Here is a 16496-nt window from a genome sequence, read left to right as displayed (position 1 = left end):
AACGGCAAGTTGACGGACAGCGCCGCTTACAAACTCGGCTTTTTTAGCACATCGTCGATCCCTTGATCGCCAAGATGGCGCACATCCTTACCTTTCACAAAGTAGATGATGTATTCGCAGATGTTTTGACAGCGATCGCCAACTCGCTCAATCGCACGCGCCGACCAAATGACTTGCAGAATATGTGGAATGTTTTTCGGATCTTCCATCATGTAGGTCATCAACTGACGTACGACCGCTTCGTACTCTTTATCCAACCTATCATCTTGTTTATAGATTTCCGCTGCGGCTTCTACATCCATCCGAGCAAACGCATCAAGCACTTGATGCAACATGGCAATCGCTTGGCGACACAAAGGTTCAAGTGAAACTTGGAATTGGTGCTGTTTGGCCGGTGGACGTTCGATGGCGATATAAGCCATCTTAGTCGCAGAATCGCCAATCCGTTCCAGATCGGTAATGGTTTTGATGATCGCCATAATAAGGCGCAAATCTTTAGCGGTCGGCTGACGCTTGGCAATGATTCGCGTACACGCCTCATCAATCGAGACTTCCATCGCATTGACTTTGTGATCGTCGGCAATCACACGACGCGCCAGTTTTTCATCATCTTCATGCAAGGCCTGCATGGCTAAGGTCAACTGCTGCTCGACTAAGCCGCCCATCGTTAATACTTGGCTACGAATGGACTCCAATTCCACATTAAACTGACCTGAAATATGTCGACCGAACTGCATGGCATATCCTTACTAAACTGGCTGAAAAAGGGCTTAACCGTATCGCCCCGTAATGTAGTCTTCGGTTTGCTTTTTCAATGGTGACGTGAAAATAGAGTCAGTATCTGCGTACTCGATCAACTTTCCCATATGGATAAAGGCGGTGTGATCGCTCACGCGCGCCGCTTGCTGCATGTTGTGAGTGACGATAACCACGGTATATTTGGTTTTAAGATCGTGGATCAGCTCTTCAATGGTCAAGGTCGAAATAGGATCAAGCGCTGAGGTTGGCTCATCAAGAAGCAAGACTTCAGGTTCAATCGCAATCGCACGGGCAATCACCAAACGTTGTTGCTGCCCGCCCGATAAACCAAACGCATTTTCGTGCAAACGATGTTTGACTTCATCCCACAACGCCGCCGCACGCAGAGATTGCTCCGCCGCATCATCTAACGCACGGCTATTTTTAATCCCCTGCAAACGCAGTCCATACACCACGTTTTCATAAATCGATTTAGGAAAGGGATTCGGGCGCTGAAACACCATCCCGACTCGGCGGCGCAGCGTTGGCACATCCACATCCGGATGATAGATGTTTTTGCCATGCAATTTCACCTCACCTTCAACACGTGTTCCTTCCACCAGATCGTTCATCCGGTTAATGCAGCGCAAAAGCGTCGATTTACCACAGCCGGAGGGGCCGATAAACGCCGTAACCTGACCTTTGGGGATACGCATGGAAATATCACTCAAGGCGCGACTTTGCTGGTAATACAGGCTTAAGTGCTCAATCGAAATCGCCGTCTGCTGATCGGTAAGATTATTCACGTCCAGCGGCGGTACATAGTAGCCCAAAGTAGGATTGGCGGAGTACATAACTAGTCTTGCCCCAAAGTTCGGTATTTTTCGCGTAAGTTATTACGAATACTGATCGCAGTTAAGTTGAGCGCCACAATCACAGTGACCAATAAAAATGAAGTGGCGTACACCAGTGGTCGTGCTGCTTCAATATTGTTGGTTTGAAAACCGATATCGTAAATGTGAAAACCTAAATGCATAAATTTGCGTTCAAGATGGATGAAGGGAAATTCCCCATCCACAGGCAAACTGGAAGCCAATTTCACCGCACCGACCAGCATCAGCGGAGCCACTTCACCGGCTGCGCGGGCGATCGCCAAAATCAATCCGGTGATGATCGCAGGGCTTGCCATCGGTAGCACAATGCGCCAAATGGTTTCAAACTGGGTAGCACCTAGTGCTAATGATCCATGGCGCACCGAAATCGGGATGCGCGAAAGCCCTTCTTCCGTCGCCACAATCACCACAGGCAGCGTCAACACGGCCAAAGTCAGAGCAGACCACAGCAGCCCAGGTGTCCCGAAGGTCGGAGTGGGCAAACGCTCAGCATAAAAAAGGTTATCAACCGAAGCGCCTATGGTGTAAACAAAAAAGCCGAGGCCAAACACCCCATATACGATGGAAGGTACCCCCGCTAAGTTGATCACCGCGACTCGAATCATCCGAGTAAATGCGCCCTCTTGCGCGTATTCATGCAGATAGATAGCCGCAATCACGCCTAAAGGCATGACAATGATCGACATGATGATCACCAGAAACACCGTTCCAAAAATGGCCGGAAACACGCCCCCTTCCGAGTTTGACTCCCGTGGTGATTCCGATAAAAAGCGCCACGCTTGCTTGCCCCACTCCGCGAGTTTTTGGGCAAAATTCATATCATTGGGATACCAGAAATCCAAGATTTCACTCAGCGGGACGGAGACGGTCTCTCCTTGCATATCAACAAGATATAAAAATTGCTTTTCTAACGGTGCTCGGAGCGCATCTAACTCAGTTTGAACCAGTGCGAGCTCTTTCTCTAAACGGCTTTTGCTTAACACGTAGTGTTGTAAAAACTCATCACTGAGCTCGTTATTCAATTGCTTACGGCGTTTTTCCAAGCGTAATTTTTCTAACTGGCTACTGATCACCCGCACTTGCTGTTCAACCATCGTATCCACTTGATCGCGAATGATTTCTGCCTCTAACAATGCTTGACGCAGATGGCGCTCTAGCGGCAGATCCAGCTCGCCAGTCGTAGAATCGAAGCGAAGCGGTTTACCAAACAGTTGCCCGCCTCGGCTGCGCTCAATCACCGCCCAACCTTGTGGCGCGCCTTTAAATTCAGTTTCAAACTCAAGTAAAGCAATAAAATCAGACCCATATAGATCTCGATTAGCGACTTTGATATTGAGCCGTGTCGCCAACCCTGCCGCTTCAACTTTTTCTGGTAGCGGTAAATTCATCTCTTTTAAATGGCTAACCGGTACACTTTCACGAGCGTATAGCTGACCCACCACGGTTTTTCCATCGGGGGTTTGCCATTGTAGCAAAGGCGCTGGCCAGAAATAGGTTAAGCCACGCCAACCAATCACCAGTAATAGGCCAAGTACAGCAATCAAGCTGACGCTGACGGCTCCTCCTGTCAGCCAGATCCACGGAGCACCGGATTTAAACCAATTCAACATATTGCTCCATCATAAAGAACGGTATTTTTCTCGTAGCCGTTGACGTACCCATTCCGCTAGGGAATTCACCGCAAACGTAAAAGTCAGCAGCAGCAGCGCGGCCAAAAATAGGATACGAAAATGGGCGCTTTGCACTTCCGATTCCGGCAGTTCAACGGCAATCGTCGCCGATAAGGTTCGCATGCCTTCAAAAATATTCCAATCCAACAACGGGGTATTGCCCGTGGCCATCAGCAGTATCATGGTCTCACCAACGGCACGCCCGAGCCCCATCATGATCGCCGAAAATATCCCAGGGCTTGCCGTAAGCAGCACCACATAAATCAAGGTCTGCCATGGTGTCGCCCCCAGCGCCAAAGAGCCATCTGACAGATGTTTCGGCACTGAGAAAATCGCATCTTCCGCAATGGTAAAAATGGTTGGGATCACCGCAAACCCCATCGCAAAACCAACAACAAGCGCATTGCGCTGATCGTAACCGATACCGTGCTGCGCTAAATACACGCGCAGATCACCCGCAAATAGAGCGTTTTCCAGCTCACCACTGTAAGACAGAATCAGGGCTGATATACCAATCAACACAGGGATTAAAATCAGCGCATGCCAACCACTGGGGATACGGCGCAGCCAAGCTTTGGGTAAGCGCGACCAAATGAACCCGAGCACTATGGTTGAAGGCGGTAACAAAATCATCAGCGCCAATACTGCGGGCAAATGGCTCTCCACAAACGGTGCAAACCATAGCCCCGCAAGAAAACCGATAATCACCGTGGGTAGGGCTTCCATCAATTCAATGGTCGGTTTCACCACGCGCCGCATCGAAGGCGTCATAAAATAGGCGGTATAAATCGCCCCTAAGACCGCAATCGGCATCGCAAACAACATGGCAAAGGCAGCGGCTTTTAAGGTGCCAAAAGCAATCGGCACTAAACTAAACTTAGCCTCAAAATCGTCCGTTGCTGCAGTGGATTGCCAAACAAACTCTGGCTCTGGGTAACTTTCGTACCACACTTTTTGCCATAACGCAGAAAAGGAGACTTCAGGGTTTCGGTTTTCCACCTGCGCTAACCGAATTTTCCCTTGGTCATAACTCGCCAAATACGCTTGATTCTCTGACATCGCAACCAACTGTGGCGCTTGTTGATAAGCACGCTCAAACAGCACCAACTTTTCACTCGTGGTGTAATGGCTTTGCAAAGTGCCATTGCGATAGAAGCTGTAGAAACCTTTCGTGTTGGTGTCGGGCAACAAAAACTGCACTTCTGAGGCGAGCTTAAAATTGCGGATATGGGTTAAATGACGCTGACCATCGCGCAGCACATCAAACCATTGTGACACCAGACCATCTTCGTGCACCGCCAGTAAAGAGAACGCCCCTGATAACAAATAGAGTTGCGTGACTTGATGACGGCTATCGCCTTCACTGAGATCGACGATTTCGCGGATCTGATAACCCTGCTTATCCAGTAATGCGACGACAAGCTCAGATCGGGTGCGCAAATACAGGGTCTTACCATCTGGGGTCAGCAATAACTGGCTGAGATCGCTGAACGGCACACTCAAACTCAGACGGCTACTCTCTTGTTGCGTCGCGCGATCCAAACGCAAAATCTGGATCTGCTGCGCGTTATCGTACGTGGCAAAAATAAGCGCTTCCGCAGTTAAGGCAAAAGCGAATTGTTGCAGAGTCAGCTCACTTAAGCGGAACGCTTCCGGCAAGGCTAAACGTTCCAAGCTCGGGGTGAATTCACGCCCCTGCGCTGTCATTGAATGGGAGAGCTGCGGATGCACAACGGCCACTTGGTTATCCTGACCTACCAAGGCAAACCAACCTTGAGCAGCGGGTGTTTGTGCCCACAATACAGGCGTAAAGCCTAACGATTGGGTCTGGATAGGTTGATCGCTGGCGGAACGTAATGACCAAAACTGCCCAACGCCATCATTTGACATCAAAAACGCATTTTCACCGTAAGCACCAACTGCCATAAACAGCGGAGTTGGTATCGAGATCGGCTTAACCACAGTATCGCCACGCCATTTCGCATCGCCAAACAGTGGCACCACAACCATGGCTAAATAGATAAAAATCAGTACCAAAGCCCCCAACACACTGACGCCACCACAAGTCACTGCAAAACGCACCACACGGTCTTTCACTAACCGCGCGCGATCACGTTCTTTCAATGAAAATGGCTGTCTGACCATGCTTGGGATTACCTATAGTTTTGGGGAGTGTCATAATATTGCGGTTGGGTGACAATTATATTACAGCTCACAATAAATTACTGAAATCAAAACAACTCTATGACACTAAAGGCACTGCAATAAAAGTGTCACAAAAATCACTTAGTTTGCAGCTCTTTAATGATGAAAACGTCAACTCAAAACGGCATAAGGTAAAGTATGAGTGCGGATAAGCTGTGCATCGACAAGGAACTCAGTTGGCTCTCATTTAACGAGCGCGTACTACAAGAAGCGGCGGATAAAACCGTACCGCTGATTGAGCGGATTCGTTTTCTGGGAATATTTTCCAATAATCTCGATGAGTTTTATAAGGTGAGATTTGCTGACGTAAAACGACAAATCTTGATCAATCGAGAACGGGGGGGTAATGATATCTCCAAACACCTCCTCTCACGCATGCAAAGCAAAGCCCTCAAACTCAACCAAGACTTCGATAACCTCTACAACGAATTGATTTTAGAAATGGCCAGACGGCGCATTTTCTTAGTCAACGAAACGCAACTCGATGAAATCCAACTCAAGTGGGTGAAAAAGTATTTCCACAAAGAAGTGCTGCCGCATGTGACCCCTATCATGCTGCGTGATGACATTGATGTAATGCAGTTTTTAAAAGACGAATACGCTTACATTGCGGTCGAAATGCGCAGTGGCGATGAATTTAAATACGCGCTGATCGAGATTCCAACCGACCAACTGCCACGCTTTGTGATGCTACCTGAGCAAAAAGGCAAACAGCGCAAAACCATTATTCTGCTCGATAACATTATTCGTCTCTGTCTGGATGAGATTTTCCGCGGTTTTTACGACTACGATGCACTCAACGGTTACGCGATGAAAATGACCCGCGATGCCGAGTACGATTTGCGCCACGAAGTCGAATACAGCTTGCTCGAGCAGATGTCAGAAGGCTTAAGCCAGCGCTTAACCGCCCTTCCGGTACGCTTTGTGTATGAGCGTGAAATGCCCGAAGCCATGCTCAAATTCTTATGCTACAAGCTGAAAATTTCCCACTACGACAGCTTGATCCCCGGTGGACGTTACCACAATTTTAAAGACTTTATTTCTTTCCCCAATGTCGGCCGAGATTATTTAGAAAACAAACCCTTGCCTCCGATGACTTGTGCTGACTTTGAAGGCTATGCCAATGCTTTTGATGCGATTCGCGCGCAAGATATTTTACTGCACTACCCTTATCACAGCTTTGAGCACATCACGGAACTTGTGCGCCAAGCCTCTTTTGACCCGAAAGTCGTCAGCATCAAAATCAACATTTACCGCGTAGCCAAAGACTCCAAATTGATGAACTCGCTGGTCGATGCGGTGCACAACGGCAAACGTGTGGTGGTGGTGGTTGAGCTGCAAGCTCGTTTTGATGAAGAGGCCAATATCGAGTGGTCACGCATTCTGACCGATGCGGGCGTACACGTTATTTTCGGTGTGCCGGGAATGAAGATTCACGCCAAGCTCCTGCTTATTACCCGTAAAGAAGGGGATGAATTCGTTCGTTACGCGCACATTGGTACCGGCAACTTCCACGAACGTACGGCGCGCATTTACACCGACTTTGCCTTGCTCACCGCCAACCAAGAGCTCGCCGCTGAAGTCCGTGCCGTATTTGGTTACATCGAAAATCCATTCCGCCCCGTCAAGTTTAACCACCTGATCGTATCGCCGCGTAACTCACGTACCCAAATTTATCGTTTACTGGATAGTGAAATCGCCAACGCCAAGGCGGGTAAAAAAGCCGCCATCACCCTTAAAGTGAACAATCTCGTTGATAAGGGATTGATCAATAAGCTGTATGGTGCAAGTGCCGCTGGAGTCAAAATCCGCATGATCATCCGCGGTATGTGCTCTTTAGTCCCCGGAGTGGAAGGCGTCAGTGACAATATTGAGATCATCAGTATTATTGACCGCTTCCTCGAACACCCTCGCGTGTTAGTGGTACATAATGATGGCAATCCACAGGTCTTTATCTCATCGGCAGACTGGATGGAGCGCAATATAGATCACCGAATTGAGGTCATGGCTCCAATTCGTGACGAACGACTCAAACAGCGTATCATTGATATCCTTAATATTCAGTTCATTGATACGGTCAAAGCGCGTCGCATCGACAAAGAGATGAGCAATCAGTACGTAGAGCGCGGTAATCGCAGAAAAGTACGCTCTCAGATTGCCATTTACGACTATCTTAAGAATGTCGAGAAGCAGACTCGTAAAGCAAAAGGGCAACAAGAAACGAATGACAACAGTAGTCAGTAACGCAAGAGAAATCGCTGCTATTGATCTGGGTTCGAACAGTTTTCATATGGTGGTCGCCAAGGTGGTCGATCAAGATCTCCAATTGATTAGCCGCCATAAGCAGCGTGTTCGTCTTGCTGCGGGCTTGGATGAACAAAAAAATCTCGATGAAGAGTCGATCCAACGTGGCTTAGAGTGTTTGGCGATGTTCGCGGAACGATTGCAAGGCTTTGAGCCACGTAATGTACGTATTGCTGCAACCCACACTCTGCGCCAAGCCAGAAATGCCAATCTGTTTATTCAACGCGCTCTCGACGTGTTGCCTTTTCCAATTGAAATCATTCCGGGCTCTGAAGAAGCCCGGTTGATTTATCTGGGGGTTGCCCATACCCAACCCCAAGCGGATTCTATGCTGGTAGTGGATATTGGCGGCGGCAGCACGGAAATGATCATCGGCAAAGGCTTTGAAGCAGAACTGCTCAACAGTAAGCAGATGGGCTGCGTCAACTTTACCGAGCGTTACTTTGCCAACGGCAAGCTATCACGTAAAAACTTTGCCCAAGCGATTGTCGCCAGTGAGCAAAAATTAGAATCCATTGCCAGCAAATACCGTAAGAAAGGTTGGCAAATGGCGTTTGGTTCTTCCGGTACCATCAAAGCGATTCATGAAGTGTTAATCGGGCAAGGTCATGAAGATGGACTCATCACCTTTGAGCGCCTGAGCAAGTTAATTGAAAAACTCTGCGAATGGGACAGCATTGATGATTTACAACTGCCCGGCTTAACCGATGATCGTAAACCCGTGTTTGCGGCGGGCGTTGCCATTCTTTCCGCGATCTTTCATGGTTTAAACATCAAAGAGATGCATTTTTCGGATGGTGCTTTGCGCGAAGGTCTGCTGTATGAGATGGAAGATCGCTTCAAGTATTCCGATATCCGTTTGCGCACCACTGAAAATCTGGCCGCCAAACATCTGGTCGATTTAGAGCATGCCGCCAAAGTCAAAGGTCACGCGCGTGAATTCTTGGCGCAAGTCGCCAATGAGTTGGGATTACCAGAAGGTAGTGAGCTGTGTGACCTGCTCGAATGGGGCGCTCTGCTACATGAAGTGGGGCTGAGCATTAACTTACAAGGTTTTCATCGTCACTCCGCGTATATTTTGCGTCATAACAACATGGCAGGTTTCAACAGCGAACAACAACTCGTGCTCTCCAATTTGGCACGTTTCCAACGTAAATCGCTGAAATTGAATGAGCTGGATGACTTTAGTCTGTTTAAGAAAAAACACATTATTGGCTTAATTCGAGTCCTACGACTGGCGATTGTGGTTAATGGGCAACGCAACGACGACCCTTTACCACCATTGACCCTATCCGCCAAAGATGATGAGTGGCGATTGGAGTGTGAACAGCCAGATTGGCTGGAAAACAATAAGTTGTTGCATGCTGACTTACAAACAGAGCAAGAATACTGGCGTGAAGTCGGCTGGCAACTGCTGTTTTAAGCCAGCCTACTCACTGCAATTCGATGAAAAACGCCCAACTCAAGTTGGGCGTTTTTCATTTCATCACTCAGTCGATGATCGGCTTAATGCCAACTTTGGCTAACTCTTGCTCTGCCACCAGCGCAGTGATGGGCAAATAGCCATCTTTCGCAACCAAGGCCTGTCCCTGCCGTGAAAACATAAAGCGAATAAATTCGCGCTCAATCGGCGACAAATCTCGGTTAGGATTTTTATTCACATACACATACAAATAGCGCGATAACGGGTAGGCTCCCGACAGAATATTGGCTTGAGTTGGCTCAACATAGTCATTCCCTTCACGCGCAATCGGCAGCAGCTTCACCCCAGAAACACGATAACCCACCCCTGAATAACCGAGCGTATTGATTGAAGAGGCAACCGACTGCACCACCGAAGCCGAGCCCGGCTGCTCATTGACTCGGTTCTGGAAATCCCCTTGGCACAGCGCGTTTTGCTTAAAATAGCCATAGGTACCGGATACCGAGTTGCGACCAAACAGTTGAATATTGCGCTTTGCCCAATCATAAGGCAGACCAAGCTGAGACCAAGTGACAATCGGCTGAGTGGCACCACAGCGCAATGTGGCGGAAAAAATCGCATCCAGTTGCTGGAAATTCAGCCCTTTAATCGGATTATCTCGATGCACAAAAATCCCGACCGCATCAATCGCCACACGCAATGCCGTTGGCTTGTAGCCGTGCATCGCTTCAAACGCGGCAATTTCACTGCTGCGCATTGGGCGGCTCATCGGGCCAAACTGCGCCGTGCTTTCTGATAATGCTGGCGGCGCAGTTGCCGAACCCGAGGCTTGCACTTGCGCATTGACTGCAGGGTAATAGGCTTGAAACTCCTCCACCCACAGCGTAGTCATGCCCGCCAGCGTATCCGAACCGACGGACAATAGGCTGCCCGAAATACCGCTGACTTTTTCATAGTGTGGCAGCGCTTCATCCAACGCCCAAGCGGTGGATGAAACCAAAACCAATGAACTCAACCAACCAACGCGACTTAGCATGCGGCTCATCCTTTCGCCACCAACCGCTTAGGTAAAACAAACGAAAACTTACTGCCGACACCGACTTTACTGTAGATATCCAAATGCGTGTCATGGTGTGCAAGCGCGTGTTTCACGATCGCGAGTCCCAAACCACTACCGCCCGTATCACGAGAGCGGGCTTTATCGACGCGATAGAAACGCTCCGTTAAACGGTGTAAATGTTGCGGCTCGATCCCCTCTCCTTTATCTTCCACTTCGAGGCAAGCGCCTTTGCCAGTGCGATACCAACGCACATCAATTTGCGCGCCCGGCGGGGTATATTTAACCGCGTTATACACCAGATTCGAAATCGCGCTGCGCAGCTGATCTTCATCCGCCAGCACCTTAAGGCTCTTATCCACCTCAAAATGCAGCTTATGCTGCGCCTCACCACTGAGGCTCACTGCTTCTTTTTCTAACACTTCCAACATGGCTGGCACATCGACCACTTGATCGAGTTCGACCATCGGTGATGCTTCTATTTTCGAGAGCGTCAGCAGTTGGTTCACCAAGCTATTCATCCGGTTGAGCTGCTCGGTCATCACACCATGGGCTTTACTCCACATCGGGCCCGCGAGCACATCCGGATCTTCTGTCATTTCCAGATAGCCTTGCAGCACCGTCATCGGTGTACGCAGTTCATGGGAAACGTTAGCAAAGAAATTACGGCGCATGCCTTCAAGCTGTTTAAGCTGAGTGACATCACGCACCACCATCAGGTGTTCACCTTCGGTGTACGGCACTATCCGCAGTTCCAGCATGCGATCGCTATTGAGCGGCGAACGCATTTCGAGCGGATCAGTAAAATCATCTTTTTTGAGGTATTTGATAAAGTCCGGCGTACGCAGCAGGTTCGAGATAGGCTGCCCAGCATCGTCAGGCCAACGAAAACCCAGCAAATGCTGCGCAAGGCGGTTACACCAGACGATATTGCCTTCGCTGCGAAACACCACCACCGCATCTGGGAGCGATTCCGCACCATTACGGAAACGGCGAATAAGATTGGTCAGTTCTTTGCGTTTTTTACGATGGCGCTGCTGCAAGCGATAAATGCCATTGAACAGCGACTCCCAATTTCCCGTTCCAGAAGGTGGGGTGAGACGTTTTTCATCCCACAACCAAGCTGAAAGGCGAATTTGATGATTCAAATGCCAGAAAAGCTGCAAAGCCGTCGCTGCCAACAGCAGCCACGGCATACTTCCGAAAATCCATCCCACCACAATCCATGGCAAGTAAAAAAAAGCCAGCTCCCAAGCCAGCTTTTTCCATGTTAAACGTTCAACCATACTGATTTGTTCTACACCCTCTTAGGCTTTGGTTGAAAAACGATACCCCGCGCCGCGCACCGTCTGGATCAGCTTATCATGTCCAGCGTCTTCTAAGGCTTTACGTAGACGACGAATGTGGACGTCTACCGTGCGATCTTCCACATACACGTTGGTGCCCCAAACATTATTGAGTAGCTGCTCGCGGCTATACACACGCTCTTGGTGTGTCATGAAGAAGTGTAACATCTTGAACTCAGTCGGTCCCATATCCAACGGCTGATCGTTAGCGGTCACACGGTGTGAGACCGGATCTAACTTCAAACCTTGAACATCAATCACATCCTCCAACGCCGTCGGAGTGACACGGCGGATCACCGCTTTTAAACGGGCAACCAACTCTTTAGGTGAAAACGGTTTGGTAATGTAATCATCCGCGCCCACTTCTAAGCCGCGAACTTTATCTTCTTCTTCACCACGGGCGGTGAGCATCACCACAGGAATGTTGCGCGTCATCTCTTCGCGCTTCATATGCTTGATGAGGTTGATGCCACTACCACCAGGCAACATCCAGTCAAGCAGGACGAGATCAGGAAAAGGCTCAGCCAGCTTACTCATCGCCGAATCATAATCTTCAGCCTCAACCGCCTGATAGCCCTTTTGTTCAAGCACGAAACACAACATTTCACGAATCGGTGCTTCGTCTTCAACAACCAGAATCCTTCTAGACATAATTGATTAACCTTTGTTTTTCACCAACGCCATGCATTATGGGAAATGTTTATGACACTTTTGTGACCTTTGCAAACAAATTTTCATATAAGGTTCAGGCGAAATTCATATATTCAAACCTCTTAAGCAAAGCAAAGTAACAACTGGAAGATGTGCCTCTTTTTTGCATTCGGGGTAAGACTTTCTCAGCATCTTCCCCTATCATGTCTGGCTTTCTAACCAAGGGAAAACAACAATGTGGTTTAAAAACTGTATGGTGTATCGCGTTAATCGCGAGGTTAACTTCAATGCCGATCAGCTGGAAAAACAGCTGGCCGAATTTCGTTTTACGCCTTGCGGCAGTCAAGATAAACAGAAGTTTGGCTGGGTTTCCGCACTGGGTAAACACGGCGACATGATGACCCACGTCAGTGAAAACCGCATTTTAGTCTGTGCGAAACGTGAAGAAAAAATGCTCCCCGCTTCGGTGATCAAAGATTCGCTCAATGCCAAAGTCGAAGCGATGGAAGCCGAAGAAGGCCGCCCACTGAAGAAAAAAGAAAAAGACGCGCTGAAAGAAGACATCGTCATCGATTTACTGCCACGCGCCTTCAGCAAAAGCCAACTCACGTTTGTGTTGATCATGCCAACCGAAGGATTAATTCTAGTCGATGCAGGCAGCTACAAAAAAGCCGAAGATGTGCTCGCGCTACTGCGTAAAACCATGGGCAGCTTGCCAGTGGTGCCTGCTATTCCTGAAATAGCGGTCGAAACGACGCTGACGCAATGGGTGAAAGATGGCAATCTGCCCCAAGGCTTTAGCCTGATGGAAGAAGCGGAGCTCAAATCGTTACTCGATGATGGCGCCACCATTCGCTGCAAAAAACAAGAGCTGAGCAGCGATGAAATCCTGAGCCACATTCAAGCCAATAAAGTGGTCACCAAGCTGGCGATCAACTGGCAAGACCGAATTCGTTTTGTCCTTGCGGAAGATTGCAGCATCAAGCGCCTAGCGTACAGCGATGAACTTAAAGAGCAGAATGATGATATCCCACGTGAAGATCGCGCAGCCCGTCTGGATGCCGATTTCTCCCTGCTGTGCGGAGAAATGTCGGTTTTCCTGCCGGATCTATTCAATGCATTAGGTGGCCTGCCTCACCCTGAAGCCTAATCGTGGACTCAATATCACCACCTCGGCGTAAATGAGGTGGTGAGAGTTTCACTATGCAGAGTAGGGTTTTTGACGTAAAATTTGCGCCCTTTCCAATACCATCAGGTGGTATTGGCCTGACTTGAGATCAGATTGTAAGAGAAGCAAGCAATGACAACGCCAAAAACCTTTGTTCCAGAACTCCTTTCACCTGCTGGTAGCCTGAAGAATATGCGCTACGCTTTTGCCTACGGGGCAGATGCGGTATATGCCGGCCAACCTCGTTACAGCCTGCGCGTGCGTAACAATGAGTTCAACCACGAAAACCTACAAATCGGCATTAATGAAGCCCATGCACTGGGTAAAAAATTCTATGTGGTGTGTAACATTCAGCCACACAACTCTAAGCTGAAAACTTTCATCCGTGACCTTAAGCCGGTGATTGATATGGGGCCAGATGCGCTCATCATGTCTGACCCTGGCCTTATCATGATGGTTCGTGAAGAATTCCCGCACATGCCGATCCACCTGTCGGTACAAGCGAATGCGGTGAACTGGGCAACCGTGAAATTCTGGGCTTCACAAGGCGTTGAGCGTGTGATTGTTTCTCGTGAGCTCTCTTTAGAAGAAATCGAAGAGATCCGCGAAAAATGCCCGAATACCGAAATTGAAGTGTTCGTGCATGGCGCTCTATGTATGGCTTATTCCGGTCGTTGCTTGCTGTCTGGTTACATCAACAAGCGCGATCCAAACCAAGGTACTTGCACTAACGCATGCCGTTGGGAATACAAAGTTGAAGCAGCAAAAGAAGATGAAGCAGGTCAGATCGTTGAACAGTTTGACCCTAATGCTGCGCAAGCCATCGAAGTTCAAAATGAACGTCCAGACACCACCATTGGGGCCGGCAAACCGATTGATGATGTCGTACTGCTTTCTGAGAGCCATCGTCCTGATGAGAAAATGGCCGCCTTTGAAGATGAGCACGGCACCTACATCATGAACTCCAAAGATCTGCGTGCAGTACAGCATGTTGAGCGCCTAACTCAAATGGGTGTGCACTCACTGAAAATCGAAGGCCGTACCAAATCTTTCTACTACTGCGCACGTACCGCGCAAGTGTACCGTAAAGCGATTGATGATGCGGTAGCGGGCAAGCCATTCGATGATAGCCTGATGACTACCCTAGAAAGCTTGGCGCACCGTGGCTATACCGAAGGTTTCTTACGTCGCCATACGCACGATGCTTACCAAAACTACGACTACGGCTACTCGGTTTCCGACACTCAACAGTTTGTGGGTGAATTTACCGGTAAACGCCGCGGCGCAATGGCCGAAGTGGAAGTAAAAAACAAATTTATACTTGGCGATAGCCTTGAGCTGATGACGCCAAAAGGCAATGTCATCTTCACTTTAGAAGCGATGGAAAACCGCAAAGGTGAAGCAACAGATGATGCCAAAGGCAACGGTCACTTTGTTTACATTCCAGTTCCGGAAGAATTGGATCTCAGCTACGCACTACTGATGCGTAACCTAGTACAAGGGCAGGATACCCGTAATCCAACAGGCAAGTAATTATGGCGCTACTGATTACCGCCAAATGCACCAACTGTGATATGTGTGAGCCAGAGTGCCCAAACAGTGCGATTTCAATGGGTGATAAGATCTATGAGATCAATCCCGATTTATGCACTGAATGTAAAGGGCATTATGACAAACCGACGTGTCAGTCGGTTTGTCCCATCAGCAACTGCATCATCACCGATCCTGCCCATCGCGAAACCGAAGAGCAACTACTCGAAAAGTTCGTGGTAATTCAGGGGCTCGCGTAAATCGAAAATCCCAGCCAAGTGCTGGGATTCTTTATTACTTCAGAGCTAATCCTTTACGCTGCAAATAGCTGAGCATAAATGGCCGAGACTCTTCAGAAAGCTTAGCGGTAATTTGTTCAGACCATCCCTGCTGTTTAGGATTACCGGAACGTTTTTGGTAATACTCAACCATGGTACGGTCATATTCTGCGACATCCTCTTTATTCAAAGGCTGGTAGTGGTTTTCATGCAAGATCACCTTCGGAGCCAAGCGCGGTTTTAACTCTGGCTCCTGAGCTGGGTGCCCTAAACACATACCAAACAATACCGCGGTATAAGGCGGCAAGTTAAGCAAAGCATCGACTTCATTCGGTGAATTACGTAAACCACCAATATAGACACCACCTAACCCCATCGACTCTGCCGCTAACAAACAGTTTTGCGCCATAATCCCCGCATCCACAGCACCGATTAGAGTGAGCTCCATGAATTCAGGTTTTACATTCGGGTTCAATGCATAGTGCCGCTGATAATCAATGCAAAACACTAAGAACTCAGCCGCACTCACCACATAAGCTTGATTGCCAGCAAGCTTTGCTAATTGCTCACGCATACTGCCATCGGTCACTCGAATCACCGAGATCACTTGCAGTAAGCTGGATGACGAAGCTGCAATACCAGAAGCAATGATCGTCTCAAGTTGCGTTGCTGAAATAGGCTCTTGGGTAAAAGCACGAATAGAACGATGGCTAAGTATGGTATCAATAACAGGATTCATGCGGTCTCCTCAGAAGTGTTGTCCATCAAGATAATAAGCGGTGCGTTGCAAAGGTATAAACACTACAGCAACATGAGAATCAGCACCGAGCAACTGACGCATCTGATCAGTAATCACCTGTGCAACCTGATCCTGAGTTTGCTGTTCTCTTCCAAACCACAACACTTCCACCATGGGATAAACCTCTCCTTCGGCGAAATACTGGGTATTAATCAATTCAAAAGTAAAAGCATTTCGAGAAGTACTGAGTAGAGAGGAAAGCTCATTGAGTAAGGTGGGGACTAGCGATTCAACGATATGCGCTTCTACTGCGCGAAAACGTAAATGAGGCATAACTGATTTTCTCCTTTTTTGCCATCATAACAGCCAGCATGGAGAGGTGCGAGTCATACAAAAAACAAAGGATAAACCATTGTTCTAAAGGCTCAAGAAGCAGAATAAGAGAGTTAGAAGAATTGAATAACCAAGATAACGGCACTTTTATCCAGAAAGCA

At 48.5% G+C, this 16496-nt stretch carries 15 protein-coding genes; 5 read left to right on the top strand and 10 right to left on the bottom strand.

Annotated elements, in window-relative coordinates; translation table 11 throughout:
- Positions 1-26 precede the first annotated feature (26 nt).
- From phoU to GOU96_RS02625, 4 genes are read right to left on the bottom strand one after another with little or no spacing between them, the layout of a single operon-like run.
- Positions 27-737, bottom strand: coding sequence for a phosphate signaling complex protein PhoU (gene phoU / locus GOU96_RS02640; RefSeq protein ID WP_001159461.1), 711 nt, complete (start codon positions 735-737; stop codon positions 27-29).
- Positions 738-770: 33 nt separating this feature from the next.
- Positions 771-1592: a phosphate ABC transporter ATP-binding protein PstB gene (gene pstB / locus GOU96_RS02635; RefSeq protein WP_000286625.1), complete on the bottom strand. Its 822-nt coding sequence runs from the start codon at positions 1590-1592 to the stop codon at positions 771-773.
- A gap of 2 nt (positions 1593-1594) precedes the next feature.
- Entirely contained in the window at positions 1595-3241 is a 1647-nt protein-coding gene (pstA, locus tag GOU96_RS02630; RefSeq protein WP_267780768.1) for a phosphate ABC transporter permease PstA, read from the bottom strand.
- Positions 3242-3250: 9 nt separating this feature from the next.
- Entirely contained in the window at positions 3251-5446 is a 2196-nt protein-coding gene (locus GOU96_RS02625) for an ABC transporter permease subunit (RefSeq protein WP_267780770.1), read from the bottom strand.
- A gap of 198 nt (positions 5447-5644) precedes the next feature.
- Here GOU96_RS02625 and ppk1 point away from each other — a divergent pair, with 198 nt between their 5' ends.
- Entirely contained in the window at positions 5645-7750 is a 2106-nt protein-coding gene (gene ppk1 / locus GOU96_RS02620; RefSeq protein ID WP_267780772.1) for a polyphosphate kinase 1, read from the top strand.
- The gene (gene ppx / locus GOU96_RS02615; protein WP_000214489.1) at positions 7731-9233 is read left to right on the top strand and encodes an exopolyphosphatase; all 1503 of its coding nucleotides are present in this window, start codon (positions 7731-7733) and stop codon (positions 9231-9233) included. Before ppk1 ends, ppx begins: the two co-directional genes overlap by 20 nt.
- A 67-nt stretch (positions 9234-9300) precedes the next feature.
- On the opposite strand, the gene GOU96_RS02610 is transcribed toward ppx, so the two are convergent.
- From GOU96_RS02610 to phoB, 3 genes are read right to left on the bottom strand one after another with little or no spacing between them, the layout of a single operon-like run.
- Complete coding sequence (locus GOU96_RS02610; RefSeq protein WP_000952782.1) at positions 9301-10269, bottom strand: PstS family phosphate ABC transporter substrate-binding protein; 969 nt, start codon at positions 10267-10269, stop codon at positions 9301-9303.
- A gap of 5 nt (positions 10270-10274) precedes the next feature.
- Positions 10275-11576: a phosphate regulon sensor histidine kinase PhoR gene (phoR, locus tag GOU96_RS02605; RefSeq protein WP_000230244.1), complete on the bottom strand. Its 1302-nt coding sequence runs from the start codon at positions 11574-11576 to the stop codon at positions 10275-10277.
- Between the two features lie 21 nt (positions 11577-11597).
- Complete coding sequence (gene phoB, locus GOU96_RS02600) at positions 11598-12287, bottom strand: phosphate regulon transcriptional regulator PhoB (RefSeq protein WP_000091117.1); 690 nt, start codon at positions 12285-12287, stop codon at positions 11598-11600.
- Between the two features lie 235 nt (positions 12288-12522).
- Here phoB and rdgC point away from each other — a divergent pair, with 235 nt between their 5' ends.
- From rdgC to GOU96_RS02585, 3 genes are all read left to right on the top strand, one after another.
- Entirely contained in the window at positions 12523-13437 is a 915-nt protein-coding gene (rdgC, locus tag GOU96_RS02595) for a recombination-associated protein RdgC (protein ID WP_000264258.1), read from the top strand.
- A gap of 150 nt (positions 13438-13587) precedes the next feature.
- Positions 13588-14988, top strand: a complete 1401-nt coding sequence (yegQ, locus tag GOU96_RS02590) for a tRNA 5-hydroxyuridine modification protein YegQ (protein WP_000211022.1) — start codon at positions 13588-13590, stop codon at positions 14986-14988.
- A gap of 2 nt (positions 14989-14990) precedes the next feature.
- Positions 14991-15245, top strand: a complete 255-nt coding sequence (locus tag GOU96_RS02585; RefSeq protein WP_001196281.1) for a YfhL family 4Fe-4S dicluster ferredoxin — start codon at positions 14991-14993, stop codon at positions 15243-15245.
- Positions 15246-15279: 34 nt separating this feature from the next.
- On the opposite strand, the gene nfsA is transcribed toward GOU96_RS02585, so the two are convergent.
- The 3 genes from nfsA to GOU96_RS02570 all read right to left on the bottom strand — a co-directional run.
- Positions 15280-16002 carry an oxygen-insensitive NADPH nitroreductase gene (gene nfsA / locus GOU96_RS02580; RefSeq protein WP_094392778.1) on the bottom strand — a complete coding sequence of 241 codons (723 nt, stop codon included), beginning with the start codon at positions 16000-16002 and terminating at the stop codon, positions 15280-15282.
- A gap of 9 nt (positions 16003-16011) precedes the next feature.
- The gene (locus tag GOU96_RS02575) at positions 16012-16335 is read right to left on the bottom strand and encodes a DUF1904 domain-containing protein (RefSeq protein WP_094392777.1); all 324 of its coding nucleotides are present in this window, start codon (positions 16333-16335) and stop codon (positions 16012-16014) included.
- A partial coding sequence (locus GOU96_RS02570; RefSeq protein ID WP_267780776.1) for a hypothetical protein occupies positions 16292-16496 on the bottom strand: 205 nt, incomplete at its 5' end. The genes GOU96_RS02575 and GOU96_RS02570, both read right to left, overlap by 44 nt.

The sequence above is a fragment of the Vibrio sp. R-1 genome, from assembly GCF_035615595.1.
In the GTDB taxonomy this organism is placed as follows: Bacteria; Pseudomonadota; Gammaproteobacteria; order Enterobacterales; family Vibrionaceae; genus Vibrio; species Vibrio cholerae.
This window is presented reverse-complemented; position numbering and strand designations above follow the sequence as displayed.